The organism is Streptomyces sp. NPDC090022 (assembly GCF_044748145.1).
GTDB lineage: Bacteria > Actinomycetota > Actinomycetes > Streptomycetales > Streptomycetaceae > Streptomyces.
The window spans coordinates 1-20667 of the sequence record NZ_JBIVFN010000014.1; the positions used below are offsets into that span (position 1 = coordinate 1).

6 protein-coding genes are annotated in these 20667 nt (G+C 74.5%); all 6 read right to left on the minus strand.

The genetic code is table 11. From position 1 onward, the window contains the following. A partial coding sequence (locus ACIPXB_RS23115; RefSeq protein ID WP_401452818.1) for an amino acid adenylation domain-containing protein occupies positions 1–6114 on the minus strand: 6114 nt, incomplete at its 3' end. Between the two features lie 76 nt (positions 6115–6190). Further along, positions 6191–6400 (minus strand): MbtH family protein, encoded by a 210-nt coding sequence (locus tag ACIPXB_RS23120; RefSeq protein ID WP_401452820.1) that lies wholly within the window; start codon positions 6398–6400, stop codon positions 6191–6193. 58 nt (positions 6401–6458) lie between these two features. Beyond that, entirely contained in the window at positions 6459–16856 is a 10398-nt protein-coding gene (locus ACIPXB_RS23125) for an amino acid adenylation domain-containing protein (RefSeq protein ID WP_401453065.1), read from the minus strand. A 75-nt stretch (positions 16857–16931) separates the two neighbouring features. Further along, the gene (locus ACIPXB_RS23130) at positions 16932–18371 is read right to left on the minus strand and encodes a serine hydrolase domain-containing protein (RefSeq protein ID WP_401452822.1); all 1440 of its coding nucleotides are present in this window, start codon (positions 18369–18371) and stop codon (positions 16932–16934) included. Between the two features lie 131 nt (positions 18372–18502). After that, positions 18503–19891, minus strand: coding sequence for a sensor histidine kinase (locus ACIPXB_RS23135; protein WP_401452824.1), 1389 nt, complete (start codon positions 19889–19891; stop codon positions 18503–18505). A gap of 21 nt (positions 19892–19912) precedes the next feature. Beyond that, complete coding sequence (locus ACIPXB_RS23140) at positions 19913–20584, minus strand: response regulator transcription factor (RefSeq protein ID WP_401452826.1); 672 nt, start codon at positions 20582–20584, stop codon at positions 19913–19915. Positions 20585–20667: the final 83 nt, after the last annotated feature.

The window sequence follows — 20667 nt, forward strand, 5'->3', positions numbered from 1 at the left end:
CCGACCGTGCACCGTCCCCTCCGGCGCCTCGACCCCACCCGTCGCGTTCCACTCGTGGACCACCCGCTCGAACTCGCCGGGCGTGAGCATCGGCACCGCCGACACCGCGCGCGCGGGCTCGGCGACCATCCCCGCCAGCAGCGCGCGCAGGTGGGCCGCCATGCGGGCGACGGTGTCCGCGTCGAACAGCGCGGGGTCGTAGGCCAGGGCGTACGCCAGCTCCTCACCGGCGTAGGCGACCAGGTTCAGCGGGAAGTTGGTGACGTCCGCGCCCTCCAGGCCGTGCAGGCGGACCGGGTCGCCGTCCTGGCCGGTGTCCCCGTCCACGGGGAAGTTCTCGAACGCCACCAGGCTCTCGAAGAGGTGGGTGCCGCGCTCGACGCCGCTCCAGCCCTGGATCTGCGGCAGCGGCACGTACTCGTACTGGCGGGCCTCCACCTGGGCCTGCTGCACCCGGGCCAGCCACTCCCCCACCGGGGCCGCGCCGTCGATCTCGATGCGCACGGGCAGGGTGTTGATGAGCATGCCGACCATGGAGTCGACACCGGGCAGATCGGCCGGGCGGCCGGAGACGGTCGCGCCGAAGACGACGTCCCGCTCGCCCGAGTAGCGGGCCAGCAGCAGCGCCCAGGCGCCCTGGAGGACGGCGTTGACCGTCAGGCGGCCGGCCCGTGCGAAGTCGTACAGCCGCCGGGAGTCCTCGGCGGACAGCCAGGTCACCAGCCGCTCGGCGGACTGCGCCCGGTGGCTCGCGGCCGGCCGGCGGTCGAAGGGCAGCGCGGTCGGCTCGGTGACCCCGCCCAGCAGGCCGCGCCAGTACGCCTCCGCCTCGGCCAGGTCCTGGCGCTCCAGCCACTCCACGTAGGCGGAGAACGGCCGGCGCGCGGGCAGCACCGGCTGCTGCCCGGCGGCCAGTGCCCGGTAGGCGGTGGCGAGTTCGTCGAGCATCTGGAAGGTGGACCAGCCGTCCAGGAGGACGTGGTGCGAGGTCCGCACCACCCGTACGGAGGTGTCGGAGATCCGTACGAGCGCCAGCCGCGTCATCGGCGCCGCGGCCAGGTCGATGCCCCGGGCGCGGTCCTCGGCCAGGTAGGCGGTGAGCGCGCCCGCCTGCTCCTCGGTGGTCAGCCCGCGCCAGTCCAGGTGGACCACGGGCAGCGGGGTGCGGCGGTGCACGACCAGCAGCGGCCGGTCGACCTGCTCCCAGACCACGGCGCCGCGCAGCACCTCCAGGTGGTCGGTGACGTGCTGCCAGGCGCGCTCCAGCAGCGCGGTGTCGGTGACCCCGTCCAGCAGGAAGGACATCTGCTCGAAGTAGGCGCCGGAGCCGGGCTCGGCCAGGGTGTGGAAGAGCATGCCGCTCTGCATGGGCGTGAGCGGATAGATGTCCTCGATGCCCGTGCCGTCGCCGACGATCCGGTCGACGGCCGCCTGGTCCAGGCGGGCCAGCGGGAAGTCGGACGGGGTCGCACCGCCGCTGCCGGGCCGCAGGCAGTGGGTGATCAGTGCCCGCAGGGCGTCCCGGAAGGCGTCGGCGACCCGCTGGACGGTCGCCTCGTCGAAGACCTCGCCGGAGAAGATCCAGCTGAAGCCGAGGGTGCCGGACTCGACCATGCCGACGACGTCGAGGAGGTACGGGCGGGGCTCGTCCGGTTCGTGGTCCAGGCCGAGGGCGGGCAGCCGGTCGCGGACCAGGCCGTCGTCGGCGGTGGTGCGGTCCCACTGGCCGAGGTAGTTGAAGCTGATCTGCGGCAGCGGGTCGGCGGCCAGCGCGTGGCCCGGGGTGCCGGGCGGCGACAGGAAGCGCAGGGCGTCGTAGCCCAGGCCCCGGCCGGGAACCGCGCGCAGCTGCTCCTTGACCGCCTTGACGGTCTCGTCCCAGCCGCGGCCGCCGGGCAGGGCGAGGGCGACGGGGAAGTGGGTGGTGTACCAGCCGACGGTGCGGGAGAGGTCGAGGTCCTCGAAGAGCTCCTCGCGGCCGTGGCCCTCCAGGCCGAGGACGAGGCGGTCCGTGCCGGTCCAGTCGGCCAGGGTGCGGCCCAGGGCGCTGACGAGCACGTCGTTGATCTGTGTGCGGTAGACCGACGGTACGCGCTGGAGGAGGGCCTCGGTCTCCTCGCGGGTGAGGGCGACGCGGACGGTGCGCTCGTGCGCGGTGACGTTGCGGCCGGCCGGGTGGTCGACGGGCAGGGCGGGGGCGTGACCGGGGTCCACGGCGCGCCAGTGCTCGATCTCGTGGTCGAGGCCGCCGGAGCGGACGTGGTCGGTCAGGCGCCGGGACCACTGCTGGTAGCTGCTGGTCTTCGGCCCGAGGTCGGCGGGCCGGCCGGCGGCGAGCTGCGCGTACGCGGTGGCGAGGTCCTCCAGGAGCACGCGCCAGGAGACGCCGTCCATGACGATGTGGTGCACGGCGAGGAAGAGGCGGGGGGCCTCGCCCTCGGGGAGGCGCAGGAGGACGCCCTTGACGAGGGTTCCGGAGGCCAGGTCCAGGGCGCGCTGGGCCGCGAGCGCGGTGTCGTGCAGGGCCTGCTCGCGCGCGGCGGCGTCCAGGGCGGTGAGGTCGCGCACGGAGAACGGGGCGGCCGGCAGGTCGCCGTACTCCTGGGTCCAGGTGCCGTCGGCGGCGTCACGCCGGTAGCGCAGGCGCAGGGCGTCGTGGTGGGCGATCACCGCGGCCAGGGCCCGCTCCAGCAGGGCGGCGTCGGTGTCCGGCGCGAGTCCGAGCTGGACGGACATGGCGTAGTGGTCGGGGTTGACGGTGTGCTCGGCGAGGAACCACCGCTGGATCGGGGTGAGGTCGGCGGTACCGCCGACCTCGCCGGGTGCCGCGGCGGCGGCCGGGGCGGCGGGCGCGCCGGCGGCACCGGCCAGGGCGGCGACGCTCTGGTGCAGGAAGAGCAGTTTGGAGGTGAGGTGCAGGCCGGCCTGGCGGGCGCGGGAGACGACCTGGATGGAGAGGATCGAATCGCCGCCGAGGTCGAAGAAGTTGTCGTGGATGCCGACCTTCGGCACGCCGAGGACCTCGGCCCAGATGGTGGCCAGGATCTCCTCGGTGGCGTCGCGCGGCGCGGTGTACTCGGTGCCGGGCCGCCCGGCCTCCGGGTCGGGCGCGGGCAGGGCGCGCCGGTCGACCTTGCCGCCCGGGGTCAGCGGCAGCCGCTCCAGGGGGACGAAGACGGCCGGGACCATGTAGTCGGGCAGGCTGCCGGAGAGGTGCGCGCGCAGGCCCGGGGTATCGGTGTCCGGTCCGGCGACGACGTACGCCACGAGGCGGCGCCGGCCGGTGTCCTCCTGCCGGGCGAGGACGACGGCGTCGGTGACGTCGGGGTGGGCGAGCAGGGCGCTCTCGACCTCGCCGAGCTCGATGCGGAAGCCGCGGATCTTGACCTGGTCGTCGGCACGGCCGAGGAACTCCAGGTCGCCGGTGGGCAGCAGGCGGGCCCGGTCGCCGGTGCGGTAGAGCCGGTCGCCCTCGACGAAGGGGCTGGGGACGAACCGCTCGGCGGTCAGGTCCGGCCGCCCGTGGTAGCCGCGGCCGATGCCCGCGCCGCCGATCCAGATCTCGCCGGGCACGCCGACGGGGACGAGGCCGCGGCGGGCGTCGAGGACGTACACGCGGGTGTCGGGCAGCGGGCGGCCGATGGGGACGTACACGCTGTCGCGCAGGGTCTCCTCGGCCGGGACGAAGACGGTGGAGTCGATGGTGGCCTCGGTGCCGCCGTAGGCGTTGACGACGACGGCGTCGTGCCTGATCCGGCGCAGCAGGGCGCGGCAGTCCTCGACGCGCCAGCCCTCGGAGCCGACGGAGATCAGACGCAGCGGAGGGAAGCCGTCGCCGCGCCGGTCGACCTCGGCCAGGACGGCGTTCAGCAGCGAGGGGACGATCTCCAGGCCGGTGGCGCCGGTCCGGGCGATCAGGTCCAGGAGCGCGGAGGGTTCGGTGGTGACGTCCTTGGAGGCGATGACGAGGGCGCCGCCGAAGGGCAGGGAGCGGATGAGGTCGGCGAAGAAGAGGTCCACGGAGAGGCTGGAGACGGACAGGAAGCGCAGCTTCAGCTCGTCCAGCCCGTACCGCTCGTCCCAGGCGGCGCAGATGTGCCGGACGTTGCGGTGCTCGATGGCGACGCCCTTGGGGTTGCCGGTGGAGCCGGAGGTGTAGATGACGTACGCGAGGTCGTCGGCGGTGACCGTGGTGTGCGGGGCGGTGGCGGGCCGGGCGCCGATCTCGGCGGCGTCGGCGTCGAGGTCCACGAGGCGGGCCCCGGAGCCGGCCAGCCGGTCGCGGACGGCGCCGTGGGTGACGACGAGGGGGGCGCCGGAGTCGGCCAGCATGTAGCCGAGCCGGTCGGCGGGGAAGCCGGGGTCGAGCGGTACGTAGGCGGCGCCGGCCTTGAGGATGCCGAGCAGGCCCACGGCCATGGCGGAGCCCCGGGCGACGCTGAGGCCGACGAGGGAGCCGGGGCCGGCGCCGAGCGCGGTCAGGTGGTGGGCGAGCCGGTTGGCCCGCTCGTCGAGTTCGCGGTGGGTGAGGGTGGCGTCCTCGGCGATGACGGCCGGTGCGTCGGGCGTCCGGGCGGCCTGGGCGGCGAGCCGCTCGTGGATGAGGGCGGGGTCGACGGCGGCCAGTTCGGTGGCGTTCCACCGGTGGCGGATCTGCTCCTCCTCGGCGTCCGTCAGCAGCGGCAGCGCGCCGACGGCGGTACCGGGGGCCGCGAGGGCCGCGTCGAGCAGGACGCCGAGGTGGCCGGTGAGGCGGGCGACGGTGGCGGCGTCGAACAGGTCGGTGCTGTATTCGACGAGTCCGGCGAGGCGGCCGTCCCGCTCCTCGAACTCGAAGGTGACGTCGAAGAGGGAGGCGTCGCGCTCCAGCGGGTAGCCGGTGGTGCGGGCGCCGGGCAGGTCCAGGGCGTCGGCCGGGGCGTTCTGCAGGACGACCATGGCCTGGACGAGCGCGGTGCGGCTGGGGTCGCGTTCGGGCTGGACGGCCTCGACGAGCTTGTCGAAGGGGACGTCCTCGTGGGCGAAGGCGTCCAGGACGGTGTCCTTGACCCGGTCGAGCAGGTCGGTGAAGGCGAGGTCCGCCTCGACCTGGGTCCGCAGGACGACGGTGTTGACGAGGAAGCCGACGAGGCCTTCGAGTTCCTGGTGGCCGCGGGCGGCCGAGGAGGTGCCCACCGCGATGTCCTCCTGGTCGGACCAGCGCGCGAGGACGGCCTTGACGGCGGCGGTGAGCACCATGAAGAGGCTGGCGCCCCGGTCGCGGGCGAGGTCCTTGAGGCCGTCGACGGTGCCGGCGGGCAGCTCGAAGGCGTGGACGGCGCCGGCGGAGGTGCGCACGGCGGGGCGGGGCCGGTCGGTGGGCAGTTCCAGCGGGGAGATGCCCGCCAGCCGCTCGCGCCACCAGTCGGTGGTCCGCTCCAGCAGGCCGCCGTCCGCCAGCCGGGCGCGCTGCCAGGCGGCGAAGTCCGGGTACTGGACGGCGACTTCGGGCAGGCGGGCCGGGCGGTTCTGGAGGCGGGCCGCGTACAGCTCGCCCAGTTCGCGGGCGACGACGCCCATGGACCAGCCATCGGTGACGATGTGGTGCATGCCGAGCACGCAGATGTGCTCGTCGGCGGCGAGGCGTACGAGCAGGACGCGCACCAGCGGTCCGGCCGCGAGGTCGTACGGGCGGGCCATCTCCGCCCGTACGACGGCACGCGCCTCGTCCTCGTCCCGGGCGTCGGCGGCCGTCCAGCCGGGCGCGAGGGTGTCGTGGACGATCTGGACGGGGCGGCCGTCGACGGCCCGGAAGGTCGTGCGCAGCGACTCGTGCCGGTCCACCAGGTCGCCGACGGCGGCGCGCAGCGCGCCGGCGTCCAGAGCTCCTGTGATCCGCAGGGGCAGCGCCGAGTGGTAGTCGGCGCTCTCCGGTTCGAAGTCCTCCAGGAACCACAGGCGCTGCTGTCCGAAGGACAGGGGCAGTTCGCCCCCGCGGGGGACCGCGGGAACGAGCGGTCCGGCGGCGGCCGCCCCGGCGGCGCCGGCCCGGCCGGAGAGGCGCTCGGCGAGCGCCTCCCGGAGCCGGTCGGGCAGAGCGGCTATCCGGTCCGCGCGGGAAGACGGCGTGTTCATCGAGGGATCCCCCAAGGGAGTACAGGAGTACTGGTGGTGAGCGGTACGGGCGGCGGTCGGCGGCGGGGCCGCCGGGTCAGCCGGTGGTGGCGGCGGTCAGGCTCTGCGGGCGCATGTCGGTCCAGTGCGTCTCGACGTAGGCCAGGCACTCCTCGCGGGGCCGGTCGGCGAGGACGGTGTGCCAGCCGGCCGGTACGGCGGTGGCGGCGGGCCACAGGGAGTGCTGGCCCTCGTCGTTGACGAGGACGCTGTAGGGGCGGTCGGCCTGCTCGAACGGGTTGGACACGGTGGTGCCTTTCGGTGGGGAGGAACCGGAACGGAAAGCCGGGACAGCGGGGAAGGGGTCAGGAGAGGGCGGCGGCGGCCTCGAGTTCGGCGAGGACGAGTTCCTCGACCGCGCTCGCGCTCTGCGCGACGGTCGGGAAGTCGAAGACCGCCCGCGGTGAGAGCGTGGTGCCGAAGACCGTGTTGATCCGCGAGGTCATGCGCAGGGCGAGGAGGGAATCGCCGCCCAGCGCGAAGAAGTTGTCGTGGACGCCGATCCGGTCGTGGCCCAGCAGCTCCTGCCAGAGCTCGACGAGGACCTCCTCGACGGCGGTGGCCGCGGGCTCGTACGCGGGGCCGGTGTCCGCGCCGCGCACCGGGTCCGGCAGGGCCCGGCGGTCGACCTTGCCGTTCGCGGTGAGCGGCAGGGCGGCGAGCGTGCCGAACGCGGCCGGGACCATGTACGCGGGCAGCGAGGCCGACAGCGCGGCGCGCAGCGCGTCGGTGTCCGGGGCGGCGCCCTCGCCGGCCGCCGGGACCACGTGGGCCACCAGCAGCGTCCGCCCGCCCTCGGTGTACGGGACGACGGCGGCCTCGGCGACCGCCGGGTGGGCGGTGAGCGCGGTCTCGATCTCGCCGGTCTCGATCCGGAAGCCGCGGATCTTGACCTGGCCGTCGGTGCGGCCGAGGAACTCCAGGGTCCCCTCGGGCCGCCAGGCCACGAGGTCGCCGGAGCGGTACATCCGCTCCCCGGGGGCGCCGTACGGGTCGGCGAGGAAACGTTCCGCCGTGAGGCCCGGCCGCCCCAGGTAGCCGCGGGCCAGGCCCGCGCCGGCGATGTACAGCTCGCCGGGCACCCCGACCGGGGCGGGCGCGAGCGCCTCGTCGAGCACGTACACGCGCGTGTTGCCGATCGGCGCGCCCAGCGGGACGGCGCCGGTGGCGCCCGCGCGCAGATCGTGGGCGGTGGTGAAGGTGGTGGCCTCGGTGGGCCCGTAGCCGTTGGTCAGGCGCAGCGCGGGGTGGGCGGCCAGCACCCGGGCGCAGTGCTCCGGCGAGAGCCGGTCGCCGCCCGCGAGCAGCTGGCGCAGCCCGGCGAAGGCGCCCATGGCGTCGTCGGCGACCTGGTGGAACAGGCCGGCGGTGAGCCAGAGGTGGGTGACCTCGTGCTCCTTCAGGAAGCGGCCGAGCTCCTCGGCGGTGGGCAGCCGCGGCGGGTGCACGGCGAGCCGCGCGCCGCCGAGCAGGGCGGCCCAGACCTCGAAGGTGGAGGCGTCGAAGGAGAGCGAGGCGAACTGCGCGACGGTGTCGCCGGGGCCGATGTCGGTGTACGCCGCCCCGTGGACGAGCCGGACGACGGCCCGGTGGCTGGTCAGCACGCCCTTGGGCCGGCCGGTCGAGCCGGAGGTGTAGATGACGTAGGCGAGGTTCTCCGGGGACAGGGTGACCTCGGGGGCCGTCGCCGGGTGCGCGGCGATGCGCTCCCGGTCCCGGTCGAGGTCCACCACGTGGGCCGGGGAGGCGGGCAGCCGCTCGCGCAGGGTCTCCTCGGTGAGCAGCAGCCGTACCCCGGCGTCCTCGATCATGTACGCGAGCCGGTCGGCCGGGTACTCGGGGTCGAGCGGGACGTACGCCGCGCCCGCCTTGAGCACCGCGAGCAGCGCGGTGACGGCGTGCGGGCCGCGTTCCAGGCACAGGCCCACGAGGTGTTCGGGGCCGGCGCCGAGGGAGGTCAGGTGGTGGGCGAGCCGGTTGGCCCGCTCGTCCAGCTCCCGGTACGTGGTCTCCCGGCCGCCGGAGACGAGGGCGACGGCGTCGGGCCGCTCGGCGGCGCGGGCCGCGAACAGCTCGGCGAGCGAGGCCTCGGGCAGCGGGCGGGCGGTGTCGTTCCAGGCCGTCAGGGTCAGTTCGGCCTCGGCCGCGCCGAGCATCGACAGGGTGGCGACCGGCCGGTCCGGGCCGCCGGCGGCGATGTCCGCGAGCAGGGCGTCGAGGTGGGCGCAGATCCGCTCGGCGCTCTCCTCGTCGTACAGCTCGGCGTCGTAGGCCAGGGTGTAGGCCAGCTCGGCGCCGGCGTAGGCGATCAGGTTGAGCGGGAAGTTGGTGGCCTCGGTGCCCTCCAGGCCGCGCAGGCGCAGCCCGTGGGCGGCGGCCGCCTCGTCGTCCATCGGGTAGTTCTCGAAGACGACCAGGCTCTCGAAGAGCGCGGTGCCGCGCTCGACGGCGCTCCAGCCCTGGATCTGCGGCAGCGGCACGTACTCGTACTGGCGGGCCTCCACCTGGGCGGCCTGCACCCGGGCGAGCCACTGTCCGACGGGGGCGGCGGGGTCGACGTCGACGCGGACGGGCAGGGTGTTGATGAGCATGCCGACCATGGAGTCCACACCGGCCAGGTCGGTGGGGCGGCCGGAGACGGTCGCGCCGAAGACGACGTCGCGCGTTCCGGCGTGCCGGGCCAGCAGCAGCGCCCAGGCGCCCTGGAGCACGGTGTTGACGGTGATCCGGTTGCCGCGCGCGAAGTCGAACAGGGCCCTGGAGGTCTGCGGGGAGAGCCGCCGGGCGCGCCGTCCGGTGGAACCGGTGCGGTGGCCGGGCGCGACGCGCCCGGCGGCGGGCAGCGCGGTCGGCGCCTCGAAGCCGGCGAGCAGCTCGCGCCAGTACGCCTCGGCCTCGGCCAGGTCCTGGCGCTCCAGCCACTCCACGTAGGCGGAGAACGGCCGGCGCGGGGGCAGGACGGGCTGCTCCCCGGCCGCCAGCGCCGCGTACGCGGCGTACGTCCGGGTCAGCACGTCGAAGGTGGACCAGCCGTCGAGCAGCACGTGGTGGAAGGCGCAGACGAGCCGGACGGTGGTGTCGGAGAGCCGGATCACGGTCAGCCGCATCAGCGGGGCGGCGCCGAGGTCCAGCGGCCGGGCGCGGTCCTCGGCGAGGAAGCGGCGTACGTCCCGCTCCTGGTCGTCGGCGGTGGCCTCGCGCCAGTCGAGGTGGGTGACGGGGATCGGTGCCTGCCGGTGGACGACCATGAGCGGACGCTCGGTGTCCTGCCAGACCAGGCCGGCGCGCAGGACGTCGGTGTGGTCGGCGACCAGCTGCCAGGCGCGCTCCAGCAGGGCGGGGTCGGCGACCCCGTCGAGCTCGAACGTCATCTGCTCGAAGTAGGCGCCCGCGCCCGGCTCGGAAAGGCTGTGGAAGAGCATGCCGCTCTGCATCGGGGTGAGCGGGTGGATGTCCTCCACGCCCCGGCCGTCGCCGGCGATCCGGTCGACGGCCGCCTGGTCCAGGCGGGCCAGGGGGAAGTCCGAGGGGGTGGCGCCGCCGCTGCCGGGCCGCAGGCAGTGCGCGATCAGGTCGCGCAGGGCCTGGGCGAAGGCGTCGGCGAGCCGCTGGACGGCGGCGGTGCTGTGGGTGCCCGGGGAGTGGATCCAGTCGATGCGCAGCTCGCCGTCGCCGACGGCGGCGACGATGTCGATGAGGTGCGGGCGGGGCTGCTCGGGTGCCTGGTCGGCGCCGAGGGCGCCGAGGCGGGCGCGGACCAGGCCGGTGCGGCTGGTGGTGCCGTCCCACTGGCCCAGGTAGTTGAAGCTGATCTGCGGGTGGAGGTGCCCGGCGGCGGCCAGCGCGGTGTGGGCCGCGCTGCCGGGCTCGCCGAGGTGGCGCAGGGCGCCGTGCCCCAGGCCCCGGCCCGGGACGGCGCGCAGGTCCTCCTTGACGCTCTTGAGCGCGGCGCCCCAGTCGCCGGCCGGGACGTCGAGGGTGACGGGGTGGATGGTGGTGAACCAGCCGACCGTGCGGGAGAGGTCGAGGTCGGCGAAGAGCTCCTCGCGGCCGTGGCCCTCGAGGGCCACGGTGACGGGGCCGGCGGCCCAGTCGCCGAGGATCCGGCCGAGCGCGGTCAGCAGGACGTCGTTGATCTGCGTGCGGTAGGCGGCGGGGACCCGCTGGAGCAGCGCCTCGGTGTCGGCGCGGTCCAGGCTGACGGACACGGTGGCCGCAGCGCCGAAGGTGTGCGGGTCGTGCTCGGCGCCGGGTACGTCGTGGGGCAGGGCCCGGGTGGCGGCGGCAGCCCGCTGCCAGTGGCCGATCTCGTGGTCGAGGCCGCCGGAGCGGACGTGGTCGGTCAGGCGCCGGGACCACTGCTGGTAGCTGCTGGTCTTCGCCCCGAGGTCGGCGGGGCGGCCCTCGGCGAGCTGCCCGTACGCGGTGGCGAGGTCCTCCAGGACCACGCGCCAGGACACGCCGTCCATCACCAGGTGGTGCACGGTCAGGAACAGCCGGGGCGGCCGGGCGGCGCCGAGCCGGAAGAACACGCCCTTGACCAGGTTCCCGGAGGCGAGGTCCAGGGAGCGCTGGGCGGCCGAGGCGGCTTCGTGCAGCGCGTCCTCGCGGGCGTCGTCGCCGAGGGCGGACAGGTCGCGTACGGAGAGCGGGGCGGCCGGGTGGTCGCCGTACTCCTGGGTCCAGGCGCCGGTGGCGGCGTCCCGGGTGAAGCGCATCCGCAGGGCGTCGTGGTGGCCGACGACGGCGGCCAGCGCGCGCTCCAGCAGGGCCGTGTCGGTGTCGGGGGCCAGCTCGACCTGGACGGACATGCCGTAGTGGTCGGTGTCGACGGTGTGCTCGGCGAAGAACCACCGCTGGATCGGGGTGAGTTCGGCGTGGCCGCTGACCTCGGCGGGCGCGTCGGCGCCCGGCTCGGCGACGGGGGTGACGGCGCCGGCCAGGGCCGCGATGCTCTGGTGGACGAAGAGCAGCTTGGAGGTCAGCAGCAGGCCGGCCTGGCGGGCGCGGGAGACGACCTGGATGGACAGGATCGAATCGCCGCCGAGGTCGAAGAAGTTGTCGTGGACGCCGACCCTCGCCACGCCCAGGACCTCGGCCCAGACCGCGGCGAGGACCTCCTCGGTCGCGTCGCGCGGCGCGGTGTGGCCGGCGTCGGGGCCGGCCGCCTGCGGCTGGGGCTCGGGCAGGGCGCGCCGGTCGACCTTGCCGCTGGGGGTCAGCGGCAGCCGCTCCAGCGGGACGAACAGCGCGGGGACCATGTAGTCGGGGAGGCTGCCGGAGAGGTGGGAGCGCAGTTCGCCGGTGGTGGGGGTGCGGTCGGCCACGACGTACGCGACGAGCCGCTTGCGGCCCGACTCGTCCTGGTGGACCACGACGACGGCGTCGCGGACGTCCGGGTGGCCGCCCAGGGCGGTCTCGATCTCGCCGAGCTCGATGCGGAAGCCGCGTACCTTGACCTGGTCGTCGGCGCGGCCGAGGTACTCCAGGCTGCCGTCGGCGCGGCGGCGGGCGACGTCGCCGGAGCGGTACATACGGGCGCCGGGCTCGCCGTACGGGTCGGCGGTGAACCGCTCGGCGGTCAGGCCCGGCCGGCCGTGGTAGCCGCGGGCCAGGTGCGGGCCGGCGATGTACAGCTCGCCGGGCACGCCGGCCGGGACCGGCTGGAGCGCGGCGTCGAGCAGCAGGACGCGGGTGTTGGGCAGCGGGGTGCCGATGGGCGGGATGGCGGAGCCGGTGAGCGGCTCGCTCATCGTGGCGACGACGGTGGCCTCGGTCGGCCCGTACGCGTTGATCATCCGGCGGCCCTCGGACCAGCGGGCGACCAGGTCGCCGGTGCTGGCCTCGCCGCCGACGACCAGGGTGCGCAGCTCCTCCAGGCCCTCGGGGACCAGGGTGGCGACGGCGGAGGGGGCGAGCAGGGCGTGGGTGATGCGGCGCTCGCGCAGGAAGGTCTGCAGGGCCTCGCCGACGACAGGGCCGTGCGGCGGCAGCACCAGGGTGGCGCCGGCGGGCAGGGCCATCAGGATCTCCATGACGGCGCCGTCGAAGGAGGAGGAGGCGAACTGCAGGACGCGGCTGTCCTCGGTGACCGCCAGCCGCTCGGCCTCGGCGGCGGCGAGATTGCCGACGCCGGCGTGCGGGACGAGGACGCCCTTGGGGGTGCCGGTGGACCCGGAGGTGTAGATCACGTACGCCAGGTCGGCCGGGCGCAGGGTGGTGGCGGGGGCGGTGCCGGGCAGGGCGGCCAGCTGCTCCCGCTCGGCCACGAGGTCGACCAGGACGGCGTCGGTGGCGGGCAGTTCGGGCAGCAGCGGGGTCTGGGTGACGACGATCCGGGCGCCGGAGTCCTGGAGCATGAAGGCGAGCCGGTCGGCCGGGTAGTTCGGGTCCAGCGGCAGGTAGGCGGCGCCGGCCTTCATGATGCCGAGCAGGCCCACGACGAGGTCGGTGCCGCGCTCGACGCACAGGCCCACGAAGGTGCCCGGGCCGGCGCCGAGGGCGGCCAGCCGGTGGGCGAGCCGGTTGGCCCGCTCGTCCAGTTCGCGGTAGCCGAGGGTGGTGCGGGTGTCCTCGACGGCGGGCGCGTCGGGGCGGCGGCGGGCCTGGGCCTCGACGAGCTGCGGGAAGGTGCCGGCCGGCACCTCGGTGCGCGGGCCGCTGCCGTCCCGTACGGCCCGGTCGAACTCCTCGTCGGTCAGCATGGGCAGGGTGGCCAGGGACCGGTCGGGGGCGACGGCCGCGGCGAGCAGCAGGGTGTTCAGGTGCCCGGCGAAGCGGGCGACCGTGGCCTCGTCGAAGAGGGCGGTGCTGTACCCGATCCGGGCGGTGAGGCCCCCGGACCCCTCGCCGTCCTCGTGGAACTCCACGGTCAGGTCGAAGGGGGCGGCCTCGCGGTGCACCTCGTAACCGGCGGCGTGGACGCCGGGCAGGGCGACGGGGTCGGCGGGCGCGTTCTGGAGGACGACCATCGCCTGGACGAGCGGGGTGCGGCTGGTGTCGCGCTCGGTGCGGACGGCCTCGACGAGCCGCTCGAAGGGGACGTCCTCGTGGGCGAAGGCCTCCAGGACGGTCTCCTTGACCTGGCCCAGCAGCTGCCCGAAGGTCATGTCCGGCTCGACGTGGGAGCGCAGCACGACGGTGTTGACCAGGAAGCCGATCAGGTGCTCCAGGTCGCCGTGGCCCCGGCCGGAGGTGGCGGTGCCCACCGCGATGTCCTGTTGCCCCGACCAGCGGGCGAGGACGGCCTTGACGGCGGCGGTCAGCGCCATGAAGAGGGTGGCGCCGTGCTCCTGGGCGAGGTGCTTGACGGAGGCGGCGGTGCCGGCGGGCACCGCGAAGGTGTGGACGGCGCCGGCGGAGGAGCGGACGGCCGGACGGGGCCGGTCGGTGGGCAGTTCCAGCGGGGTGATGCCGGCCAGCCGCTCGCGCCACCATCCGAGCTGCTCGCGCAGCAGGCCGCCGTCCTCCAGGCGGCCGCGCTGCCAGGCGGCGAAGTCGGGGTACTGCACGGGCGCGTCGGGCAGGCGCGCGGGACGGCCCTCGACACGGGCGGCGTAGAACTCGCCCAGTTCGCGGGTGGCGACCCCCATCGACCAGCCGTCGGTGACGATGTGGTGCATGCCGAGCACGCACACGTGCTCCTCGGCCGAGAGGCGGACGAGCAGGACCCGGACCAGGGGGCCGGCCTTGAGGTCGTACGGGCGGGCCGTCTCACCGCGTACGAGTTCCCGCAGCCGCTCCTCGCGCAGGTCGGCGGCGGTGTCGGTGAGGTCGGCGGTGCGCCACCGCGGTGCGAGGGCGGGGTGGACCACCTGGACGCCGCGGCCGCCGACCACGCCGAAGGTGGTGCGCAGCGACTCGTGGCGGGCGGTGAGGTCGGTGACGGCGGCGCGCAGGGCGTCGGTGTCGAGGGTGCCGGTCAGGCGCAGGCCGAGGGCGGTGTGGTACTCGGCGCTGCCGGGGTCGAAGTCCTCCAGGAACCAGAGGCGTTGCTGGCCGAACGACATCGGCAGGGCGCCCTCGCGGCGGACGACGGGGATGGCGGCGGCCGCGGTGTCCTCCTCGGGCGCCACGGAGGCGGCGAGGGCGGCGATGGTCGGGGTGTCGAACAGCACGCGCGGGGACAGCTTGACGCCGAGGGCCTGGCGCATCCGGGAGACGGCGCGGACGGAGAGGATGGAGTTGCCGCCGAGGGCGAAGAAGTCGTCGTGGATGCCGACGCGGGAGACGCCGAGGACCTCGGACCAGACGCCGGCGAGGGTCTGCTCGACGGCGCCCCGGGGTGCGTCGTGCGCGTCGCCGGCCCCGTCCTCGCCGTCCTGGCACGGCCGGTCGGTGCCCGGTTCGGGCAGCGCCTTGCGGTCGATCTTGCCGTTGGGGGTCAGCGGGAGGGTGTCGAGGACGACGATCGCCGCGGGGATCATGTGCGCGGGCAGGCCGGCGGCGAGGTGGGCGCGCAGTTCCTCGGCGGTGGGGCGGCGCTCGCCGGCCCGGGAGACGTACGCCCGCAGGTTGGTGTTGTGGGTGAGGACGACCGCCTGGGCGACGTCGGGGTGGAGGGCGAGGGCGCTCTCGATCTCACCGAGTTCGATGCGGAAGCCGCGGACCTTGACCTGGTCGTCGGCGCGGCCGAGGTAGTCCAGGGTGCCGTCGGCGTTCCAGCGGGCGATGTCGCCGGAGCGGTACATGCGCTCGCCGGGCGCCCCGTACGGGTTGGCGACGAACCGTTCCGCCGTGAGGCCGGGGCGGCCGTGGTAGCCGCGCGCCAGGCCGATGCCGGCGATGTACAGCTCGCCGCGCACGCCCACGGGTACGGGCCGCAGGGCCTCGTCGAGGACGTAGACGCGGAAGTTCGCGATGGGGGTGCCGATCGGGGGCACGGTCGCGCCGCTGAGCGGGGCGCTCATGGTCGCGCAGACGGTGCTCTCGGTCGGGCCGTATGCGTTGATCATGCGGCGGCCGGCCGACCAGCGGGCCACCAGGTCGGCCGTGCTGGCCTCGCCTGCGACGATGAGCGTGGCGGCGGCGGGCAGGCCGCGGCCCTCGGGCAGTACGGCGACGGTGGCCGGGGTGAGGGTGGCGTGGGTGACGCCGTGCTCGGCGGCGTAGGCGGCGAGCGGCTCGCCGGGCGCCAGGGTCTCCTTGCTGCCCATGACCAGGGCCGCGCCGGTGAGCAGGCCCATGCAGACCTCCCAGAACGCGGCGTCGAAGCTGGTGGACGCGAACTGCAGGACCCGGCTGTCTGGGGTGACGTCGAAGGCCTCGGCCTGGACGGCGGCCAGGTTGCCGATGCCGGCGTGGGAGACGAGCACGCCCTTGGGGCGGCCGGTGGAGCCGGAGGTGTAGATGGCGTAGGCGAGGTCCTCGGGGGCGAGCGCGACCTCGGGGGCCGTGGCGGGGCGGGCCTCGATCGCGGCGCGTTCCTGGTCGAGGTCCACCACGACGGCGGTGGCGACGGTGCCGGCGGGGCCGGTGGCGGTGGCCGGGATCCTGTCGCGCAGCGCGTGCTGGGTGAGCACGATGCGGGCGCCGGAGTCCTCGAGCATGTACGCGAGCCGGTCGGCCGGGTAGGCGGGGTCGAGCGGCAGGTAGGCGGCGCCGGCCTTCATGATGCCGAGCAGGCCGGCGGCCAGGGCGGCTCCGCGTTCGACGCACAGGCCGATCAACTGGTCGCGGCCGGCGCCGAGTCCGATGAGGTGGTGGGCGATTCTGTTGGCCCGCTCGTCCAGTTCCCGGTAGCTGACCGGGCCCTGTTCGTCGATGACGGCGGTGGCGTCGGGGCGGGCGGCGACGTGGACGGCGTACAGCTCGGGGAAGGTGGCGAGCGGGACCTCGCGGGCGGTGTCGTTCCACGCGCGGACGACCTGCTCGAACTCGCCGTCGGTGAGCATCGGCAGGGCGGCGAGCGTCCGGCCGGGCTCTTCGCCGGCCGCGGCGAGCAGGACGGTGAGGTGGCCGGCGAGCCGGGCGGCGGTGGCCTCGTCGAAGAGGGCGGTGCTGTAGCGGATCCGGACCAGGGCCTGGTCGGTATCGGCCTCGAAGGAGAGGTCGAGCGGGTCGAACGCACGGTGGTGGAGCGGGAGTTCGCTCGGCACGGCGACCGTGGCCTGGACGAAGGGGGTGGTGCTGGTGTCGCTGTGCGGGGCGAGGGTCCGGGCCAGCTCGTCCAGCGGGACGCCGTCGTGGGCGAGGGCGTCGGCCAGGGCGCGGGCGGTGTCGCGCAGCAGGGCGGCGAAGGGGGCGGCGGTGTCGGCGGGGGTGCGCAGGACGAGGGTGTTGCCGGTGCGCGGGGAGGGGGTGCCGAGGGCGAGGTCCTCCTGGCCGGAGTACCGGGCCAGGACGGCGAACGCGGCGGCCGCCAGCACGGCGGTGGCGGGGTCCGCTCCGGCGGTCAGGGCCCGCGCCGCGGCGGCCGGGAGGGCGCACTCGTACGTCGCGGTGCTGGTCGACCGGATGACGGGGCGCGGGCGGTCGGCCGGCAGTTCGAGGGGGGCGATGCCCTCCAGCCGGCCCCGCCAGAACTCCACCTGGCGGGGGAGATCCCGGTTAACCGACGCGTCGGCGCGAGCCACTGTGTACCTCCAGAAAGAGCGGATTCCGGGCAGGGGTGTGCCGTGGTGGCGGCCCGGAATCCGGCACGGGGGATGCGGGGAGAAGAGAAGAACGGGGAGAAGAGGGGGGGCGGCCCGGCGTGTGGTCAGGTCGGGCCGGGCCGCCGGCCCGGGAGGGCGCCGGGGCGGTCAGGGGGTGTCCGCCCCTGATCCGCCGGACACCCCCTAGGCCGCCGCGCGCCGGGCGCTGCGGCCGCCGAGCTGGAGCAGGGCCGCCTCGCCCGTGGCGGGGTCGATCACGAACCGGCCGGTGTAGGGGGCCTCGTCGGCGTCGGTGCGCCGGGCGGTGAAGACGTGTCCGTCGTGGAGGGTCATCTCGGCGGTGAGGCCGGTGCCGTCGGAGAAGCGCAGTCCGGTGCCGCCGTCGTCGGTGCGGACGCGGAAACAGGTGTCCCCGTTGCGGTAGGCGCCGAGCAGTCCGGCGATGGCGTCAGGGCCGGCGGGGGTGGTGACGGGGCGCTGCGGGAGCGTGGGCCGGTAGTCGCCGACGGGCAGGCCGTCGGCGCGCAGGGCGTCCACCACGTCGGCCCACATCGAGGTGCCGGTGGTGGCGTTGGTGGTCAGCGCGACGGCGGTGCCGGAGGCGGGGTGGAACCGCAGGTGGGCGGTGCCGCCGTCGACGGTGCCGTCGTGCCCGAGCCAGTCGCCCTCGAAGTCGCCCTCGAAGTCGCCCTCGAACTGGCCCTGGTACGCGCCCTCATACGCACCCTCGTACGCGCCCGTGGCGTCGCCCGCCGGCGGGGCGTAGTGGGCCAGCCCCAGGCCCCAGCCGTCGGCCATGCCGAAGGCGTCGGCCGCCGGGAGGCGGGTCCGCATCGCGGTGCGGTGCTCCTCGTCCAGCAGGGCGGCGGACTCGGGGTGGGTGCCCAGGTGCAGGCGGGCCAGTGCGACGAGGTCGTCGGCGCTGCCGGCGAGTCCGGCGGCGGGCGCCCAGCTGGCGGGCAGGAACAGGTCCACGGGGTGGGCCGTGCGCTCGCCCGACGAGCCGGGGCGGACCACGTGGCAGTCGGCCCGGGCCCGTCCGGCGGGCGAGGGATCGTGCAGGAACAGCGGGGTGATGCCGAGCGGGCGCAGGAGGAAATTCTCCATCGCGGCCTGCCACTTCATGTCGACGACGGCTTCGACGACCCGTCCCAGAATGTTGTATCCGGAATTCGAGTAGGAGAAGCAGTCGCCGGGCGCGTGCAGTGCCGTGGTGGCCGCGACGCTCGCCGCATAACGGGCCAGGGAGGCCTCGTCGGCATTGTCGAGTTCGTGGTCGGCGACCAGTCCGGCGGTGTGGCCGAGGAGGTCGCGCACGGTGGCGGACGCGATCCGGGGATCGGCTGCCGCGTCGAACTCCGCAAGGTATTCGGCGACGGGGTCGTCGAGTTCCAGATCGCCGTCGCCGACGAGCTGGGCGACCACGGTGGCGGTGAAGGCCTTGGTCACGGATCCGAATGCGAAGGCGGTCCGCGTGGTCACCGCTTCGGCGGTTCCCGACCGCATCACCCCGGTGACCGTGGAAAGGCTTTCCCCCGCCCGGTGGACGGTCAGTTGCGCGCCGGGAACCGAGTGGGCGTGCGCGAGTTCACGCAGCCGCTCCGCCGCTGGGTGCGCTTGCAATCTCTCTCCCCTCATCGAGTCCCTTGGTGCGGGTAGCCGCACCTCGGGGGGTGCGGGTAGCCGCACCCCCTCATCCTCGGCCACGCGGTCAAAAAAGGGCAAGAAGTTTCGATGTGAGGCAAAATCGCAGGTCAGATAGTGTTTATCGACCACGGAAGGGTGGCGCGGACCGTCGTGGGACCGCCCGGCGGACTGGTGACTTCCAGTCGTCCGGTGAGCGCCGCGGCCCGGTCCTCCAGGCCGCGCAGGCCCGTTCCGGCCTGCAAGGACGCGCCTCCCGTCCCGTCGTCGGTGACGGAGACGACCAGGAGGTTGTCGTCGCTCTCCAGACAGACCTGGATGCTCGTGGCCGAGGCGTGCTTGACCGCATTCGCGAGACATTCCGCGATGATGTAATACGCCGTTGATTCCACGTTCACATCGGGCCGCCGGTCGAGGCTGCTGGACACCGTGACGGGTACGTGGAATTTCTCGGTCAAGGCGGTGACGGCCGCGTCCAGTCCGCGGTCGCTGAGAATCGGCGGCTGAATGCCCCGTACCAGGTCGCGTATTTCGTCCAGGGCCCGGCTGATCTCGTCGTGGGTCTCCTCGACCAGCGCGGCGAGAAAGGCCGCGTCATTGCCCTTGCGGCGGCGTGCGTGCGAAAGGCTCATCAGGAGTACGGCGAGCCGGGCCTGGGCGCCGTCGTGCAGATCGCGTTCGAGCCGGCGGTAATCGGCGTCATTGACGCGCAGGGCGGCGATGCGCTGGCGTTCGGCGGCCTCGGCCCGGCGCTGGCTCTCGGCGACGTCGATCCGCCGCAGGATGCGCCGTACCATCCGGGCGCGCAGCCGGCCCATCCAGAACAGCAGGCACAGCAGGACGGCGAAGACCACCAGGGAGCCCGCGCCGACCAGCAGCCGGGTGGTGGCGCCGGCCACCACGATGGTGTTGCCGGGGCCGAAGGCGAGCTGTTCGGCCGGGCCGATGGGCAGCGCGACGACGAAGGAGACGACGGGGACGGCCAGGGCGGCCATGGGCACCAGCCAGATGCTGCCGAGCAGCAGCAGCCCGAGGTAGCCGATGTCGTCCCAGTTGGTCTCGACGGGCCGGCGCGGCTCCTCGCGCAGGGACGCCGTACGGTGCGGCGGGTCACCGGAGCGGGAGGAGGGGTCGCCCTCGACGGAGTGGGCCAGCAGCCGCTCGAGGTCGGCGACGGCGCGCAGCAGCGGGAGGCTGAAGGAGAGGCCCTGGTGCAGCTCGGTCATGTTGGCCGGCACCGCCCGTACGGCCTCCAGCAGGGCGTGGGCCGGCCTGGGCGGCCGGTCCTCGGGCGCCGGGCCGCCCGTCCAGCGCACGACGGCGGCCACGGCGCGCACGGCCTGGGCGAGCGCGGTGGGCAGGCCGACGAGCAGCAGCCAGGACAGGGCGCGCAGGCCCAGGGAGACGACGACGAGCGGGGCCAGCAGGAGACCGACCAGGCTGCCGACGGACAGGTAGATGAGCGCGGCCGCGACGCGGTACGGGGTCGGCAATTTCACGAAGCTACGAACCACTGCATTTCATTCGGTGCCCTCCTGCAGCCTGTCCATGCCCCGGAGATAGTCGAGTACGGCCAGCACTCGCCGGTGATTCTCCCCGGAGTTGGGAATCTGCAGCTTTCCGAGGATCGAGGTGACGTGCTTTTCCACCGCGCGTTCGGAGATCCCGAGGCGATTGAGGATTCCGACGTTCGTGAGTCCGGTCGCCATGAGTTCCAGGACCTGGCGTTCACGGGGCGTCAGGAGATCGGTCGCCCTCTTCTCGCGCGGGCTGCCCACGAATTGCTTGAAGATGTCGGAGTCGAGGACGGTCTCGCCGCGCCGCACCCGTTGCAGGGCGCTGAGGAACTCGTCGAAGTCCCCGACCCGCTGCTTGAGCAGATACCCGGTCCCACCACGGGCGTTGCGCACCAGCTCCTCGGCGTACGTGGGCTCCACGTACTGCGAGAGCAGCAGCACCGCGGTGTCCGCGCAGCCGCGCTGGATCTCGATGGCCGCGCGGATCCCCTCGTCCGTGTACGTGGGCGGCATACGGACGTCGAGAATCACCACGTGCGGCCGCGTGCGCCGGACGACTTCCAGCACATCGGTGGTGTCACCCATCGAGGCGACGACGTCAATTCCCTCGTCTGCCAGCAGCCGCGTAATTCCGGCCCTCAAGAGCGCGGAATCCTCGGCGATCGCGACGCGCATGGAGACTCCTGCTCGTAAGGATCGTGCCAGTTGACGGACCTGAGCCGTCGAATGGTGAACGTGTTGTATGACTTGCGTGTGGG

What these genes read in the sequence shown, in the direction of transcription:
- ACIPXB_RS23140 (WP_401452826.1), bottom strand. Translation starts at nt 20,584, where the DNA reads ATGCGCGTCGCGATCGCCGAGGATTCCGCGCTCTTGAGGGCCGGAATT.